General features: G+C 64.3%; 16 protein-coding genes. 1 reads left to right on the top strand and 15 read right to left on the bottom strand.

Annotated elements, in window-relative coordinates; all coding sequences use genetic code 11:
- Nucleotides 1–51: 51 nt before the first annotated feature.
- From ACFOSU_RS11405 to rpoE, 11 genes are all read right to left on the bottom strand, one after another.
- On the bottom strand, nt 52–804 hold the full coding sequence (locus ACFOSU_RS11405; RefSeq protein WP_380689682.1) for a pyridoxine 5'-phosphate synthase: 753 nt from the start codon (nt 802–804) through the stop codon (nt 52–54).
- Nucleotides 801–1,565, bottom strand: coding sequence for a DNA repair protein RecO (gene recO / locus ACFOSU_RS11410; protein ID WP_380689684.1), 765 nt, complete (start codon nt 1,563–1,565; stop codon nt 801–803). Before recO ends, ACFOSU_RS11405 begins: the two co-directional genes overlap by 4 nt.
- A gap of 186 nt (nt 1,566–1,751) precedes the next feature.
- The gene (gene era, locus ACFOSU_RS11415) at nt 1,752–2,645 is read right to left on the bottom strand and encodes a GTPase Era (RefSeq protein WP_380689686.1); all 894 of its coding nucleotides are present in this window, start codon (nt 2,643–2,645) and stop codon (nt 1,752–1,754) included.
- Nucleotides 2,642–3,355: a ribonuclease III gene (gene rnc / locus ACFOSU_RS11420; RefSeq protein WP_380689688.1), complete on the bottom strand. Its 714-nt coding sequence runs from the start codon at nt 3,353–3,355 to the stop codon at nt 2,642–2,644. Before rnc ends, era begins: the two co-directional genes overlap by 4 nt.
- On the bottom strand, nt 3,345–3,773 hold the full coding sequence (locus ACFOSU_RS11425; RefSeq protein WP_380689690.1) for a DUF4845 domain-containing protein: 429 nt from the start codon (nt 3,771–3,773) through the stop codon (nt 3,345–3,347). The genes rnc and ACFOSU_RS11425 overlap by 11 nt, the downstream gene beginning before the upstream one ends.
- 7 nt (nt 3,774–3,780) lie before the next feature.
- Entirely contained in the window at nt 3,781–4,560 is a 780-nt protein-coding gene (gene lepB, locus ACFOSU_RS11430; RefSeq protein ID WP_380689692.1) for a signal peptidase I, read from the bottom strand.
- A gap of 37 nt (nt 4,561–4,597) precedes the next feature.
- Nucleotides 4,598–6,397 carry a translation elongation factor 4 gene (gene lepA / locus ACFOSU_RS11435; protein ID WP_380689694.1) on the bottom strand — a complete coding sequence of 600 codons (1,800 nt, stop codon included), beginning with the start codon at nt 6,395–6,397 and terminating at the stop codon, nt 4,598–4,600.
- Between the two features lie 132 nt (nt 6,398–6,529).
- Nucleotides 6,530–8,023: a DegQ family serine endoprotease gene (locus ACFOSU_RS11440; RefSeq protein ID WP_380689696.1), complete on the bottom strand. Its 1,494-nt coding sequence runs from the start codon at nt 8,021–8,023 to the stop codon at nt 6,530–6,532.
- Nucleotides 8,024–8,185: 162 nt separating this feature from the next.
- Complete coding sequence (locus ACFOSU_RS11445; protein ID WP_380689698.1) at nt 8,186–9,205, bottom strand: MucB/RseB C-terminal domain-containing protein; 1,020 nt, start codon at nt 9,203–9,205, stop codon at nt 8,186–8,188.
- Entirely contained in the window at nt 9,202–9,927 is a 726-nt protein-coding gene (locus ACFOSU_RS11450) for a sigma-E factor negative regulatory protein (protein WP_380689700.1), read from the bottom strand. The genes ACFOSU_RS11445 and ACFOSU_RS11450 overlap by 4 nt, the downstream gene beginning before the upstream one ends.
- Before the next feature lie 7 nt (nt 9,928–9,934).
- A complete protein-coding gene (gene rpoE, locus ACFOSU_RS11455; protein WP_380689702.1) occupies nt 9,935–10,510 on the bottom strand; it encodes an RNA polymerase sigma factor RpoE in 576 nt (191 codons plus the stop codon).
- A gap of 222 nt (nt 10,511–10,732) precedes the next feature.
- On the opposite strand from rpoE, the gene nadB reads away from it, so the two are divergent.
- Nucleotides 10,733–12,391: an L-aspartate oxidase gene (gene nadB, locus ACFOSU_RS11460; RefSeq protein ID WP_380689704.1), complete on the top strand. Its 1,659-nt coding sequence runs from the start codon at nt 10,733–10,735 to the stop codon at nt 12,389–12,391.
- Here nadB and ACFOSU_RS11465 read toward each other — a convergent pair.
- Genes ACFOSU_RS11465 through ACFOSU_RS11480 form a run of 4 tightly spaced genes read right to left on the bottom strand, consistent with a single transcriptional unit; the run spans nt 12,376 to nt 15,390 of the window.
- On the bottom strand, nt 12,376–13,839 hold the full coding sequence (locus ACFOSU_RS11465; protein ID WP_380689706.1) for an alpha/beta hydrolase: 1,464 nt from the start codon (nt 13,837–13,839) through the stop codon (nt 12,376–12,378). The genes nadB and ACFOSU_RS11465 overlap by 16 nt on opposite strands.
- On the bottom strand, nt 13,832–14,293 hold the full coding sequence (locus ACFOSU_RS11470) for a protein YgfX (protein WP_380689708.1): 462 nt from the start codon (nt 14,291–14,293) through the stop codon (nt 13,832–13,834). Before ACFOSU_RS11470 ends, ACFOSU_RS11465 begins: the two co-directional genes overlap by 8 nt.
- A gap of 3 nt (nt 14,294–14,296) precedes the next feature.
- Nucleotides 14,297–14,551 carry an FAD assembly factor SdhE gene (locus ACFOSU_RS11475; protein ID WP_380689710.1) on the bottom strand — a complete coding sequence of 85 codons (255 nt, stop codon included), beginning with the start codon at nt 14,549–14,551 and terminating at the stop codon, nt 14,297–14,299.
- A 59-nt stretch (nt 14,552–14,610) separates the two neighbouring features.
- On the bottom strand, nt 14,611–15,390 hold the full coding sequence (locus ACFOSU_RS11480) for a succinate dehydrogenase iron-sulfur subunit (protein WP_380689712.1): 780 nt from the start codon (nt 15,388–15,390) through the stop codon (nt 14,611–14,613).
- Between the last annotated feature and the right edge of the window lie 35 nt (nt 15,391–15,425).

A 15,425-nucleotide genomic window follows, 5' to 3' on the forward strand; every position in this document is an offset into this window, starting at 1 on the left:
GGGTATGGCGTTAATGGCGAACGCGGATTCAAAGGCCCCTGAGTCGGCACCTCAGCCGCGTCCGGCGTCCATGGCCGCGCGCATGTCGCGTACCGCCTGTTCGATGCCCACGAACAGCGCATCCGCGATCAACGCGTGGCCGATATTGAGCTCCACGATCTCGTCGATGGCCGCGATCGCGCCCACGTTGTCGACATTGAGGCCGTGCCCGGCATGCACTTCCATGCCCAGCGACGCCGCATAGCGTGCCGCCGAGGCGATGCGCGCGAGTTGTTCATCGCCCTCTTCTTCGGTCTGCGCATCGGCGTAGGCGCCCGTATGCAGCTCGATATGGCTGGCGCCGGCGGCCGCGGCGGCGTGAATCTGCGCATCGTCCGGATCGATGAACAGGGCCGCACGTATGTCCACGGCGTGCAGACGCGCGATCCCGGCGCCGACCGCCTCGCGCTGGCTGGCCACGTCCAGCCCACCCTCGGTGGTCAGCTCTTCGCGCCGCTCGGGGACCAGGCAGGCATCGCGCGGGCGTCGGGCCACGGCAATCGCCAGCATCTCCTCGGTCAATGCCATTTCCAGATTGACCGCGATCGCGTCGATCTCGGTCAGCGCGTCGACGTCCGCATCCTGGATATGCCGACGATCCTCGCGCAGATGGACGGTGATGCTGTCGGCTCCGGCAGCGATGGCGGCATGCGCGGCCGCCACCACGTCCGGGTAGCGGGTGCCGCGCGCCTGACGCAGCGTGGCCACATGATCCACATTGACGCCGAGGCGCAGTCGTTCACGAGCTGTGGCGTTCTGATTCAAGGTGATTCTCCGGAAGACGTATTGAGCGCGGGTTCCGACGACCCCGCAGCACGAAATTGTTGCATGGCCTGCAGTGTCTGTACCGACTTGAGCGGCCGATTGCCCAGATGCGGCGCGATCGCGGCACGCATCAGGTCGCGGGCCGCGCGGATATCCTCGCGGTGGCCGAAACGCCCGTTGACCAGTCCGATCAGCGCGCTGCCTTCGATGCGGACTTCGTCGGCGCGCGCCGGGCCCGAGGCACGCCGCAGACCGGCGTCAGGATGATAGAGATATGCACGCTCGGCTTCGACCGCTTCGCCGGTGTCGGTGGTCGTATCCAGCGCGATGCCATAGCCGACCTCGTCGAGCAGATCGCGCTCGAAAAAACGCAGGGCAAGAATCGAGGGCGCGCCCTGACCCAGCGCATCGAGCAGCGCCTCGAGGCTGTCGTAGAGCGGCGGGTGCGGGTCGTCGCGCGCGGTCAGGCGCATCACCAGCTCACTGGCGTAGAAGGCCGCCATCAGCGCATTGCCGTCCAGCACGTGGCGCTGCACCGGCTCGGCATCGGTCAGCGAATACATTTCGCCGCGGCCGCTCCAGGCCAGTTGCAGGCCGGCCAGTGGCTCGAGCAGACCGCGCCAGCGCGCCTTCGGTCGGCGGGCGCCCTTGGCGATGAGGGCGACACGCCCATGCTCGCGTGAAAACGCTTCCACGATCAGACTCGTGTCGCGCCATGCGCGCCGGTGCAGAATCACACAGGGCGTGAGATCGACACGCATGACAAGGCGCGGCTAGTATCCTGTCCCGCAAACAACCTTGCCTCCTGCACGTCCGTTGACGCGCCCAGCGGCGTTGCAAGGCCTCGCCGTAGACGATGCTACGACTCGGCCTCGCGCCTTGCTGGACACACCAACGCTTCGCGCAGAATATGGCAAGAAACTTACGGGACAGGACACAGGCGCCGCTCAGTGGCCCAGATCGCGCACGCTGGCTTCGCTATCGATCCAGTTCTCGCGCACCTTCACCCACAGCCGCAGATCCACGCGCTGGTCCATGCGCTCGACCAGATCGAGACGCGCCGCGCGCCCGATCTTCTTGAGCATGAGCCCGCCCTTGCCGATCACGATGGCCTTGTGATTCTCGCGCGATACCCAGATACAGGCATGAATCTCGATCTGCTCCTCGCCGTTCTCGAAGCTCTCGATCTCCACCGCGGCCGAATACGGCAGCTCCTGTTGCAGGAACATGGTGAGCTTTTCGCGCACCGTCTCGGCGGCGATGAAGCGCAGGGTCCGGTCGGTGTACTCGTCCTCGGGAAAGAGGAACGGGCCTTCCGGCATGCGCGACGCGCATTCGTCGATCACGGCCTTGAGATTGCGCGACTTGCGCGCCGAGATCGGCGCGACGAACGCGAATTCGCGGCGCTCGCAGACCGACTGGATGAACGGCAGCAATTCGTCCTTGTCCGGCATCCGGTCGATCTTGTTGACCACCAGGCCCACCGGCATCTGCAGTTTCTCCAGGCGTGCCAGCGCCGCCACGTCCTCGTCGCGCCAGAATCCGGCCTCGATCATGAACAGCACCACGTCGATGCCGGACAGACTCGCCATGGCGGTCTCGTTGAGCACGCGATTGAGCGCGCTGCGCTGGCCGGTATGTAGCCCCGGCGTGTCCACCAGGGCGATCTGCAGACCCGGCTCGGTGAGCACGCCGATGATGCGATGGCGCGTGGTCTGGGGTTTGGGGGTGACAATGCTCACCTTTTCGCCGACCAGCGCGTTCACGAGCGTGGATTTGCCGACGTTCGGTCGGCCGACCAGCGCCACCATGCCGGCACGTGTGGGGGCGGTTTGCGTCATTTGTTCACTTCTTGGTTGGCGTCTAGATGGGCGAGCATGCGCCGGGCCGCGTCCTGCTCGGCCTTGCGTCGGCCGCCGCCCTCGCCTTCGACCGCGTCACCGCTGTCGGCGAGCAGGCAGCGACAGACGAAATGCTGACAGTGGTCGGCGCCGGTGACGCGCAGGAGTTCGTATTCGGGTCGGTTGCGGGCACGCGCCTGCAGCCATTCCTGCAGACGGGTCTTGGAATCCTTGAGACTGGCGACGCTCGGCAAATTGTCGAGCCGGTCGGCGTACAGACGCTCGACGACGGCGCGCGCGGCATCGAAACCGGCATCACAGAAAATCGCGCCCAGCAGGGCTTCGACGCCGTCGGCCAGTATCGACGCGCGGCGGCGACTGCCATCGCGCATCTCCCCGGGGCCCAGCACCAGGCTGTCGGCGAGATCGATCTCGGCGGCGACTTTCGCCAGCGTACGCTCGCGCACGAGCGAGGCCCGCAGACGGGACAAGTCGCCTTCCGGCGCCTGCGGGTTGTGGTCGAACAGCGCCGCCGCGATGATGAAATTGAGCACGCCGTCGCCGAGAAATTCGAGCCGTTCGTTATGCACCGGGCCGGCGCTGCGGTGGGTCAGCGCCTGCTGGAGCAGCGCCTGATCCGAAAACACATGGCCGACGCGCGTCTGCAGCGCCTCAATGGCTCGGTCGTCGTTGATACCGCTATTGCTCATCGCTGCCGGTCAAGCGCGCGCTTTCCTCGAACGAATAGACCAGTGACAGATTGAACAGCATGGGCCTGCGCACTTCATAGGCCACGGATATTTCACGGCCGCCGTCGACCTTGCTCACGGCGACGTCGCGACCGTGGATGTTGTCGACGTAGCCGGCGTCGAAACGCCGCTGGATCGCGCTCTGGATTTCCGGCGCGCTCGCTTTGAGCAGATTCGGCTGCGCCGCCGCCCAGTCGATGGTTTCGCGCACGTCGTAGGCGCCCAGATAGACCGGCAGGCTTTTGGCGGCCACCAGGCCGATCACACCCAGGGTGATAAGCACATAGAGCAGGCCCCAGAACGTCATGCCGCGCTGGCGGCGGTGGAGCGGTGATGACTGGCGAGGCAATGCGGAAAAGATCATGGCTTGATTGTTCATTCGCTGACTAGTGCAGCATATGGCCGATGCGCGCCCAGCGCACACCGAAATCATCGAAATCGATACTCATCCAGATCATGAACGCCTTGCCGACGAAGTTCTTCTCCGGCACGAAACCCCAGATACGCGAATCGGCACTGTTGTCGCGGTTGTCGCCCATGACGAAATAATGCCCGTCCGGCACGGTAACGCTCACTTCGGGACCGCGTCGGCCCACGACCTGTAGCACCGGGTGCGGCTGTGCATCCGGCAGGTCCTCGATCAGCTTGCGCATGCTGTCGCGCACATCCGCGTCGGGGTCGTCGTAGACCCCCTGGTCCGCGAGTTCCACGCGCTTGCCGTTGATCGACAGATGCTCGTCGCTGTAGGTGATCTGATCGCCCGGCAGGCCGATGATGCGTTTGATGTAGTCCTTGGTCGGATCGGGCGGATAGCGAAACACCACGACATCGCCACGCTCGGGCTCACCCAGGTCGACAAACTTGGTATGAAAGACCGGCGCGCGCAGGCCATAGGCGAACTTGTTGACGAGCACGAAATCGCCGACCAGCAGCGTCGGCACCATCGATTTCGAGGGAATACGAAACGGCTCGAACACGAACGCGCGTAGCACGAGCACCGCGAGCAGCACCGGGAAGAACGAACGCGAGAACTCGATCGCCCAGTTGGGCGCGTCACCATCATAGCGGCGCGGCGCAAAGACCAGCTTGTCCAGAAGCCAGACGATGCCGGTGATGATGGTGGCCAGCGCCAGCCACGCCTCGAAATCCATATGCACGTTGCTCATGCCTTGCTCGCTCCTGCTTATGACCGATGGACGGTCGTCAATCCGACTCGTCGGTCGACAACACCGCAAGGAAGGCTTCCTGCGGAATCTCGACGCTGCCGAGCTGCTTCATGCGGCGTTTGCCCTTCTTCTGTTTTTCCAGCAGCTTGCGCTTGCGCGACACGTCGCCGCCGTAGCATTTGGCGGTGACGTTCTTGCGCATCGCCTTGACCGTCGAGCGGGCAATGATGCGGGTGCCGATGGTGGCCTGGATGGCGACGTCGAACATCTGCCGCGGCACCAGCTTCTTGAGTTTTTCCACCAGCACCTTGCCGCGGTCGTGCGCACGCTCCTTGTGCACGATATGGGCCAGCGCGTCGACCGCCTCGCCGTTGATCAGCACGTCCAGACGGACAAGATCGGCGGCCTGGAAATGGGCGAAATCGTATTCGAACGAGGCAAAGCCGCGCGACACCGATTTCAGCTTGTCGAAGAAATCCAGCACTACTTCCGACAGCGGCAGCTCGAAGTTCATCGACACCGAGTTGCCCATGTACTGCATGTCCTTCTGCACGCCGCGCTTTTCCATGCACAGCTGCAGCACCGGCCCCACGAATTCCTGCGGCATGAGAATGGTGGCGCGAATGATCGGCTCGCGGATCTCGTCGATCTGGCCGACGTCGGGCAGCGCCGTGGGGTTGCTGATGGCGTGGAGTTCGCCGTCGTTGGTCAGCACTTCGTAGACCACGGTGGGTGCGGTGGTAATCAGATCCAGGTTGTACTCGCGCTCCAGGCGCTCCTGCACGATCTCCATGTGCAGCATGCCCAGAAAGCCGATACGGAAACCGAACCCCAGCGCTGCCGAGGTTTCCGGCTCGTAGTTGAGCGAAGAGTCGTTCAGGCGCAGCTTGGCGAGCGCGTCGCGAAAATCCTCGTAGTCGTCGGTCGACACCGTATAGACACCGGCAAATACCCGCGGCTGGACCTGGCGAAAGCCCGGCAGACGTTTCTCGCAGGGCGCATGAGCGTGGGTGAGCGTATCGCCCACCGGCGCGCCGTCGATCTCCTTGATGCCGGCGATCACATAACCGACTTCACCGACTTCGAGCGCTTTTCGTTTCTGCTTCTTGGGCGTGAAGATGCCAACGTCGTCGATCTCGTGTTCGCGCCCCGTCGCCATGACCCGGATCCGATCACCCTTGGCCAGCCGACCGTTGACGATTCGTACCAGCGACACGACGCCGAGATAATTGTCGAACCAGGAATCGACGATCAGTGCCTGCAGCGGCGCGTCGGCGTCGCCATCCGGGGCCGGAATACGACGGATGATGGCTTCGAGCACGTCGGTGATGCCAATGCCGGACTTCGCCGACACCAGCAGCCGGTCGGTGGCGTCGATGCCGATCACGTCCTCGATCTGCTGTGAGACACGGTCCGGGTCGGACGCGGGCAGGTCGATCTTGTTGATCACCGGCACCACTTCGAGGTCCTGCTCGATCGCGGTGTAGCAGTTGGCCACGCTCTGGGCCTCGACGCCTTGCGACGCGTCGACGACCAGCAGCGCGCCCTCGCAGGCTGCCAGCGAACGCGAGACTTCGTAGGAGAAATCCACGTGCCCGGGGGTGTCGATGAAGTTCAGCTTGTAGGTCTCGCCATCGGCAGCGACGTAGTCGAGCGTGACCGCCTGCGCCTTGATCGTGATGCCGCGCTCACGCTCGATATCCATCGAGTCGAGCACCTGCTCGGCCATTTCGCGCTCGGTCAGACCGTGACAGGTCTTGATGAAGCAATCCGCCAGGGTGGATTTGCCGTGGTCGATATGGGCGATGATGGAAAAGTTACGTATGCGTGACTGCATTAAATATTCGTGCGCGGCATAAAACAATCGCCCCGGCAGGAACCGGGGCGATGGTGACGGAATGGATCGCAAGTATACGCGTTAGCGCGGCGCTGTTTCAGCGTTCACGCGCGACACCGTGACGGTTTTCTATCATTTGTCTTTCGGTCGCATGGCCAGATAGAGACGATTGCCACCGCGCAGCACCAGCAGGGCCACCGGCCCATTCGCGTCATCCAGCGCCTCGCGCAGCGATCCGGCGTCCTCGACGTTGTCCGAACCGACCGCCAGGATCACGTCATCGGGCTGCAGTCCGGCGTCCATGCCGGCGCCCTGCTCGACCCTGGTAACGCGCACGCCGCCCTGGTCGAGCCCGAGATCGCGCCGCGCCTTAGTATCCAGAGACTCCAGCGCCAAGCCGTAGGCGTTCTTCTTTGTCTCCTCGGGCTGCTTTTCAGGCGTATCGCCACCGGCCAGCAGATCCTTGGGCAATTTTTCGATATCCACGTCGATATCCTGGCGATCGCCGTCACGGAGCACCGTCACCGTGGCGCTCTCGCCGGGAGCGACCGTGCCGACCAGCGGCGGCAGTGCCGCGGCGGAATCGACTTCCTGATCGTCGAACGACAGAATCACGTCGCCGGCCTGGATACCGGCTTTTGCCGCCGGACTGTCGGGCATGACACGTGCCACCAGCGCGCCTTCCGGGCGTTTGAGCTTGAACGATTGCGCCAGCTCGCGATCCACGTCCTGAATCTGCACGCCGAGCCAACCGCGAGTCACGCTGCCGCTGTCACGCAGCTGCTTCGACACGTCCATGGCGATATCGATGGGGATGGCGAACGATACCCCCTGATAACCGCCGGTCTGGCTGTAGATCTGCGAATTGATACCCACGACCTCGCCCTTGAGGTTGAACAGCGGGCCACCGGAATTACCGGGGTTTATGGCCACATCGGTCTGCAGGAACGGCACGTACTGGTCGCTGGCCAGATTGCGCTGCTTGGCCGATACGATGCCGGCGGTCACCGAGGTCTCGAAGCCGAACGGCGAGCCGATGGCCACCACCCAGGAGCCGACCTCCAGTTTCTCGGGATCGCCGATCTTGACGATCGGCAGATCTTTGGCATCGACCTTGAGCACCGCCAGATCGCTGTAACTGTCCTCGCCGACCACCTTGGCCACCAGCTGGCGGCGATCGTTGAGCTTGACCACGATCTGGCCGGCATCGGCGACGACGTGGCGATTGGTCAGGATATAGCCGTCTTTCGAAATGATGAATCCGGAGCCGAGCGACGGATGCGGGATCGCACCCGGGCCCGGCGGCATCGGGCTCGGCACCGCGCCCGGGCCGTCCTCGCTACCGTTCGGGTGATCCTCGAAAAACCGGCGCAGCCATCCCTCCAGCGGATTCTTGCCATCGTCACCGGGGGCACCGCTGCCCTGACCCGCGCTGTCGTTGTCCTGCGCCGGCAACGCACTGATATTCACAACGGCCGGGGATACGTGCTTGACCAGCCCGGTGAAATCCGGGAGGCCGACGTTAGGCGCCGGCGGCGGGTCATCGCTACCGCAGGCGCTGAGTACGAGCGCGCACAGCAGCAGAACCGGAATGAGCGTGGCAAAAGACAGGTGGCGATGCATCATGGCGACGGACTCTTTGCATTCGGTGGCGTTGCGTCCGGAATATTCATCTCCCGGACATCGAGCTGCAGATTCGAAAGCCCGAACGGCTAGGCTCGACGATAGCGCGAGCGGTGAAACCTGGCCAGCACCGCCGGGCACCGCTACGCCCCGATAGCGATGACGCTATTTCTTGTCCTCGGCAGCCGAGGCCCGGCTTTCGTGGACGAGATTGCTGGCAATCTGACGGACGGTAATCGCAGGCACTTCGCCGACGACCGTAATCTGGGTGTCGCCGGAGACATGCCCGAACGCGTTGACCGCGCCCATCGTGGTCGCGCCTTCCAGCGGCTTGCGCAGCCCGGCGGGCGCGATGAACGCCGACACCGTGGCCACGCCGTCGGTGAACAGCATCTGCCGAACATAGCCGTTTTCGGTGACGCGCCGGACGCCGTCTTCCGCCAGTTCGAAACCGGGCGGCAGATCGGTCGGCTTCCATGCGTCTTCGGGCACCGGCTTGTCCTCGACCTGCACGGCTTCATGCTCGATCACACGAAAGCCCTCGATGTTGTAGCCCGGCTGAAACGCCTTGTCGGCCACCGCTTCCGGAAAAGTGATCTGGGTGAACATCAGCTGTTCGAGCACATCGTTGCCGCGCAATAGATCAAGCTTGAGCGGGACCCGCGTTTTTTCGTCGATGAGCATGCGATAGCCGTAACGAAACTCGTCACGCGGGGTGATCTGGATCAGACGGCCGATGCGATCGGACAGCCGCCGCTGGCCCATGTCGCTGACCAGATAGCTTGCGCGCATGCGCTTGGGCGAGAACTGCGCGACGCTGCCGAGCAGACCCTTGCGCTGATGGCGCGATATCAGCACCACCTTGCTGTCGGGGAGAATCGAGGTGACGGCTCCGCCGCGACGAATGACCTCGCGCGGCTGGCCGGTCAGAGAAACAAGCCGTTCCTGCTCTACGTTATCCTTGAAACGGTGAATGACGCGCAGCGTGTCGAGCTGTTTTTCGCGCAGATAGACCAGTACGCCTTCGTAGTTCTCGGTTCGAACCGCCGACGAAGCGCTGGACAGCAGTTCATCGACCGATGCCCTGGACGCCTCGTCGCCGGTGTTCTGATTGCTTGCCGGCGCCGCGCCGGCAAGCCCAACCAATCCGAATAGCAGGAGGAACGCAGAAAGCGCTCGCGTCACTGCGTCGGTTCCTGCCCATAGGTGGCCACGCGCACGAACGCGGGCGTTGTACCGGCCAGTCCGTAGCCACGGGCCAGGCCGTTATGCTCGACGAGATAACTGTTGAGCTCGTCCTGCAGCGCCGGATCGGATACCGACCAGTGATCGGCCGGGCCCTGGCGAACCGGACGCGTGGATTCGTCGCTGGCCTGCTGAACGCTGGCCTCTTCCAGTTCGTTGGACGCGACCATGCCGGCGGTATCGCTCGGTGTGTTGGCCACATCGCGGGTGCTGGCCACCCGGGTCGGCGTGCCGGAAGCGGCATCCGCAGTGGCGACAGTCGCGCCGGGCATTGCGTCGCCGCCGACGCCGTCGCTCTGCAACGATCCGCTGCTCACCAGAAACACGGCCCCGGCCGCCGACGCCGCCAGTGCAAGCCCGGTCATGCTGCGCCAGCGGCGGCGCCCTGCCGAGGAACGGCGCAGCGGCACCACGCGCGAATCCGCGACCATCGGCGTCTCGCCCTGGTCTTCTGCAGCAATGGCCTGCATCACCCGGGTGGAGAAACCGATATCCAGTTCGGTGGCGACTTCACCGCGGTGGGCGCGCAACGTCGTGCGCAGCCACTGCTGTCGGCTCCAGCTCTCGCGGAGCTGCTCGTCGCGCAAGAGCGCATTGAGGACCGAGTCGGACTCGTCCCGGGTGGCTTCGTTGTCCAGAAAAGCTGAAAACTGCTCGTTCATGCTGACCTCACTTGTCCGCCAGGGACACCAGTTTCTCTTCGATCGCTGCACGGGCACGGAATATCCGTGAACGCACGGTGCCGACCGGACAATCCATTGACTGGGCGATTTCCTCGTAACTCATGCCATCCAGCTCGCGCAACATGATCGCGGTGCGCAAGTCTTCGGGCAAATCCTGTATCGCGTTGATGACCGTATCCCGAATCTCCTCGCTTTCCAGCAACGCCTCCGGCGTGTCCTGCTCGGAGAAACGATCCATATGCCCGAACGCCTCGGCGTCCGCAACGTCGATGTCCTGGCTGGCCGGCCTGCGTGAGCGGGCCACCAGAAAGTTCTTCGCGGTGTTGATCGATATTCGATATAACCATGTGTAGAACGCACTGTTGCCTTTGAAACCGCCCAGCGCACGATAGGCCTTGATGAAGGCTTCCTGCGCCACATCCGGCGCATCGGCCGGACTCACGTACCGAGCCACCAGTTTGATGACCTTGTGCTGATACTTGCGAATGAGCAAGTCAAAAGCACGGTTGTCGCCAGACTGGGCCCGGGCTACCAGCTGGTCGTCGCTCGCGTCTTCATTCATCTAAACGTGGCGCCGCCCGGCTGCAGAACAAAAGCAATGGATGCGCGAATTTACCTCGTCAATAGAAGACGCCCAGCCGTCGATATCCATGTAGACCACGGATTCTACAAATAGTTCGCAATTGTTTTGCGCTATGCTGCCAACGGTCATCTGTCTGTCATACATTCCAATAGAGCGCGTCGCGCCGAGGCGCTCAGTCTATCGGTGCGAGCCCGTTTCGTCATGCCGGAATCGAATAAAACGTTGCCAGAACGCTTTGATGTGGTCGTCGTCGGCAGCGGCGCAGCGGGCCTTACGCTCGCTTTGCGCCTGGCCCAGGGCGAGCGTCGGATCGCGGTTATTTCCAAAGGTGCGCTCGCCGAGGGCAGCACATGGTACGCGCAGGGCGGCATCTCGGCCGTGCTCGATGCTCAGGACAGCATCGACGCCCACGTGGCGGACACGCTCGACGCCGGGGCCGGCCTGTGCGACGAACCCGCCGTGCGTTTCACTGTCTCGAAGTCGCGCGAGGCGATCGAATGGCTGATCGATCGCGGCGTGCCGTTCACGCGTGCCGATGCCGGCGACGACAGCGCCGCGGGCTATGCCTATCACCTCAACCGCGAAGGCGGTCACAGCCACCGCCGTATCATCCACGCCGACGATGCGACCGGGCGCGCGGTGGAGACCACGCTGGAAGGACTCACCCGTCAGGCGCCGCAGATCACCGTACTCGAGCATCACATGGCGGTGGAACTGATCATGACCCGCGACGCGGACGAGCCGCGTGGGCGCTGTCGCGGTGTCTATGTGCTCGACATCAACGCCGATACGGTACGCACGCTCGTCGCGGGTCATGTCGTGCTGGCCACGGGCGGCGCCAATCTGGCGTATCTGTACAGCAGCAACCCGCACTCGGCCAGCGGTGACGGCATCGCCATGGCATGGCGCGCCGGCGCGCGCGTGGCCAACATGGAATTCATGCAATTCCATCCGACCTGTCTCTACCATCCACAGGCACGCTCGTTTCTGATCAGCGAAGCGCTGCGCGGCGAAGGCGCCCTGCTGAAACTGGCTGACGGCAGTCGCTTCATGCCCGATCACGACCCGCGGGCCGAGCTGGCACCGCGCGATATCGTCGCCCGCGCCATCGACGCTGAGATGAAACGCACCGGCCAGCCGCATGTCTGGCTGGATATCAGCCACCGTGACAAGGCCTTCATCGAAAAACACTTCCCGGTGATCAACCAGCGCTGCCTGGAACTGGGGCTGGACATGAGCCGTGAGGCGCTGCCCGTGGTCCCAGCGGCGCACTACACCTGCGGCGGCGTGGTCACCGACCTGGCCGGACGTACCGATATCGCCGGCGTCTATGCGATCGGCGAATGCGCTTTCACCGGCCTGCACGGAGCCAATCGCATGGCCAGCAACTCGTTGCTCGAATGCATCGTCTATGCCACCGCGGCGGCCAGCGATATCGACGCCCAGCCGCCCGCCGGCGGCTACGACGATCTGCCGCCCTGGGACGAGTCCCGGGTGACCGATTCCGACGAAGAGGTCGTGGTCGCTCACAACTGGCAGGAAATACGCCGCTTCATGTGGGATTACGTCGGCATCGTTCGCACCACCAAGCGCCTCGAGCGCGCCTTGCACCGCATCGAGCTGCTGCGCCGTGAAATCCACGACTATTACGGCAGCTTCCGGGTCACGCCGGGTCTGTTGGAACTACGCAACCTGGCCCAGGTCGCGGAACTGATCATTCGCAGCGCGCTCGCCCGCCGCGAAAGCCGCGGCCTGCACTACACACGCGATTTCCCGCATGTGCTGCCGCGGGCCATGGACACGGTGCTGTCGCCGGCACCGGAGCGTTCCGATCCAGCCGTGGTCTATCGGCCGCTCTGATCCCTCGGCGCGTCGCAGTCCGGCATCCGGGCGTCTGCCGAGTCATCCAGAAAACGGGACACGGCCAGCTGGGCGCAGGCATTCGAGAACGTCACTGCGTGCGCGGCCTCTTTTACCCGCACCAATCGAACCTGCGGGTGGGTTCGCACGAACCGTGTCGCCCAGGCGCTCGGCGTGACCGTATCCGCGCGACCGGCCACGACCAGCGTCGGCACGTTCACGGCCGCGTCCGGCCCTGGTGCGTCCAGGCGCGGCACCTGCCACTGATCGCATACCGGCGCGCCGCGCGCCGGCGCGAGATACCGGGCCAGTGCGGGATACGCCGACAACGCCTGCCGCCAGGCTCTCTCCTGAGGCACACCGCCGCCGAACGCACAGCGCGTGCTCCAGAAAACGGCTTCGTTGCGGGCCTCGTCCTGAGCCTGACGTCGCAGTCGATCCGCCAGCGGCGCCAGCGCCTGGGGATCACCGTCAAGCGCGCGCACCAGACGGACGCGCGTATCCGCTGCATTGCCACGATCGTAGGTCGAGAACAGGATCATCAGCAATAGCCGGTACGGCGTGACCGTAAACGGCTGCGCGCGCCCTTCCCCGGCTGTAACCATCAGCGTTGGCGGGGTCCGCTCGTATTGCGCCAGCAGCTGCTCGACCTGCGCACTCGGCATCGACTCACAGGCCGCGCCCTGGTGCTTACAGCGGGTGTCGAGTTGTTCGAGTGCACCGCCGATCTGCGCCGGCAGCGCGAGCAAGTCGTCCTGCTCGAAGGGAAACATCGAGTCCAGGATCAGCGTCTGGACACGCTCCGGATGACGCGCGGCGAACAGCCTGGCAATGCGGGTGCCGTAGGACACGCCCCATAGCTGAGCGCCGGTCGCGTCCAGCGCTTTTATCAGATGAGCCAGATCACGCAACTGAGCCGTCGGCCCCAGCTGCGCGGCGGTCGCCGGGCCAAGCGCGCGGTAGCAGTGCAGCGCCGCATCGGCCTCGCTATTGAATCCGGTCGCCGCGCGCAACGGCGGCACCGGCGCCTGCTGGCCATCTCTTTTGTCGCAGGTCGGCCGCGGGCGGCTTTCGCCGGTGCCGCGCGGGTCGAAGAGCACGATATCGTGGTGCCAGCCCACACGTTGCTGCCAGGATCGCCAGCCCTTGAGGGAGGCAGCGTCGAGACCAGCGTTGCTGCCCGGCCCGCCCGGCACATAAATCAACGGGTGCGCATCGTCCGCGCGGGGATCGTTGCGCAGCACCACCACGCGCAGCCGGACCGGCCGTTCGGCCAGTGTGTCGCCGGTATTCAGCCATCCACATTGCATGCGCGCGGCACTGAACGCCTGCGCCTGCGTCGGACAACTATCCCACTCGATCTGGGCCGCGCCGCCGGCGACGGCCTGCCCGCAGCCGCACGCGAGGGATACGAACGCCACCACCAGCCAATAACGGGCCTCAAGCATCCATCGGCGCCTGTTGCGGCGGCATCACGGTCAGGCGCGCACGCAGCTGCCGATGCGATTGGCGTGTCAGCGCGTCGCCGAAAAGCAGACAACGCGTTCGTCGCCATCGCTGGGCGTCGTCACGCAGGGTGAGAATCACCAGCCAGGTGCCGGCGACGAATGCATGCGCCAGTCGCCCGTCATGCCATGTGCCGTCGGCCGTCTGCCAGCGCATCTCGCCCTCGCTCGGCCATCGCAGCCGCAGCAGGCTTGTGGGTGTGTTCAACGCGGCGCGGCGCAGGCCCAGACGGGCCGAGCCAGCAAGCAGCGGAAGCAGGCCCAGCAGCAGCGGTCGATGCCAGGCCAACAGCGCCAAGACCACCGCACCAACGAGGTGCTCGCAGACCACGAGCCATCGATGCGTCGGCGACACCCGCACGACCAGATGCAGCGTGCCGGCGAACGCGTCACTCATGCCTCAGCCGGCGGCGGCTGGGCGGGTGAATAGACGGATACGGGCGAGCAGATCCGCCTGGATATCGTTTTCCGGCGCCGTGCGTTCCATGATCAGGTAGTAGAGATCCGGGTCCTCTTTCTCCACCAGCGCCAGGAACTCGGCGTGCTCGCGCGCGTCGAGCTTGTCGTACTCGGCGCCGATGAATCGCTCCAGCAGAACGTCCAGTTCTTTCATGCCGCGCCGGCAAAGCCAGCGTATGCGCGCTTTTTCACTCATGGGTTCACTCCCGCCATAAAAAAACGCGGCCCGCGGTGGAGCCGCGTTTGCAGTGGCGTTCAGCCGCGGCGTTCGAGCAGCAGCTTCTTGGTTTCGGCAATCGCCTTGGCGGGGTTGAGCCCCTTCGGGCACGTGTTGGTGCAGTTCATGATCGTATGACAACGATAGAGCTTGAACGGATCCTCGAGTGCGTCGAGACGGTCGCCGGTGGCTTCGTCGCGCGAATCCACGATCCAGCGATAGGCCTGCAACAGCACGGCCGGCCCCAGATAGCGCTCCGGGTTCCACCAGTAGCTCGGGCACGACGTCGAACAGCAGGCACACAGAATGCACTCGTAGAGTCCATCCAGCTTGGCCCGGTCTTCCGGCGTCTGCAGCCGCTCGCGGGTCGGCGCCGGCGTATCGGTCTTGACCCACGGCTCGATCGACTCGAGCTGGGCATAGAAGTGGGTCAGATCCGGCACCAGATCCTTGACTACCGGCATATGCGGCAGCGGATAGATGCGGATATCGCCTTCGGTATCCGCGATTCGGGTCGTGCAGGCGAGCGTGTTCTTGCCGTCGATATTGAACGCGCAGGAGCCGCAGATGCCTTCGCGGCAGGAGCGTCGGAAAGTCAGCGTCGCGTCGACCTCGTTCTTGATCTTGATCAACGCATCCAGGACCATCGGTCCGCACTTGTCCAGATCCAGCGTATAGCTGTCCACGCGCGGGTTTTCACCGGATTCGGGCTCCCAGCGATAGACACGAAACGTCTTCGTGTTTTTCGCGTCCTTGGGCGCGTCGAAACGCTTGCCCTTGGTGATACGGGAATTCTTGGGAAGTCGAAATTGAGCCATGACAGGCCTCCGTTACTAAAAACGTGCCGCCGGCA

The organism is Salinisphaera aquimarina (assembly GCF_042643355.1).
Classification (GTDB): domain Bacteria; phylum Pseudomonadota; class Gammaproteobacteria; order Nevskiales; family Salinisphaeraceae; genus Salinisphaera; species Salinisphaera aquimarina.

Bases quoted from the DNA above. Each gene is read 5' to 3' on its own strand.
- recO (WP_380689684.1), bottom strand. From the start codon at position 1,565: ATGCGTGTCGATCTCACGCCCTGTGTGATTCTGCACCGGCGCGCATGG.
- era (WP_380689686.1), bottom strand. From the start codon at position 2,645: ATGACGCAAACCGCCCCCACACGTGCCGGCATGGTGGCGCTGGTCGGC.
- rnc (WP_380689688.1), bottom strand. From the start codon at position 3,355: ATGAGCAATAGCGGTATCAACGACGACCGAGCCATTGAGGCGCTGCAG.
- ACFOSU_RS11425 (WP_380689690.1), bottom strand. From the start codon at position 3,773: ATGAACAATCAAGCCATGATCTTTTCCGCATTGCCTCGCCAGTCATCA.
- lepB (WP_380689692.1), bottom strand. From the start codon at position 4,560: ATGAGCAACGTGCATATGGATTTCGAGGCGTGGCTGGCGCTGGCCACC.
- lepA (WP_380689694.1), bottom strand. From the start codon at position 6,397: ATGCAGTCACGCATACGTAACTTTTCCATCATCGCCCATATCGACCAC.
- ACFOSU_RS11440 (WP_380689696.1), bottom strand. From the start codon at position 8,023: ATGATGCATCGCCACCTGTCTTTTGCCACGCTCATTCCGGTTCTGCTG.
- ACFOSU_RS11450 (WP_380689700.1), bottom strand. From the start codon at position 9,927: ATGAACGAGCAGTTTTCAGCTTTTCTGGACAACGAAGCCACCCGGGAC.
- rpoE (WP_380689702.1), bottom strand. From the start codon at position 10,510: ATGAATGAAGACGCGAGCGACGACCAGCTGGTAGCCCGGGCCCAGTCT.
- nadB (WP_380689704.1), top strand. From the start codon at position 10,733: ATGCCGGAATCGAATAAAACGTTGCCAGAACGCTTTGATGTGGTCGTC.
- ACFOSU_RS11465 (WP_380689706.1), bottom strand. From the start codon at position 13,839: ATGCTTGAGGCCCGTTATTGGCTGGTGGTGGCGTTCGTATCCCTCGCG.
- ACFOSU_RS11470 (WP_380689708.1), bottom strand. From the start codon at position 14,293: ATGAGTGACGCGTTCGCCGGCACGCTGCATCTGGTCGTGCGGGTGTCG.
- ACFOSU_RS11475 (WP_380689710.1), bottom strand. From the start codon at position 14,551: ATGAGTGAAAAAGCGCGCATACGCTGGCTTTGCCGGCGCGGCATGAAA.
- ACFOSU_RS11480 (WP_380689712.1), bottom strand. From the start codon at position 15,390: ATGGCTCAATTTCGACTTCCCAAGAATTCCCGTATCACCAAGGGCAAG.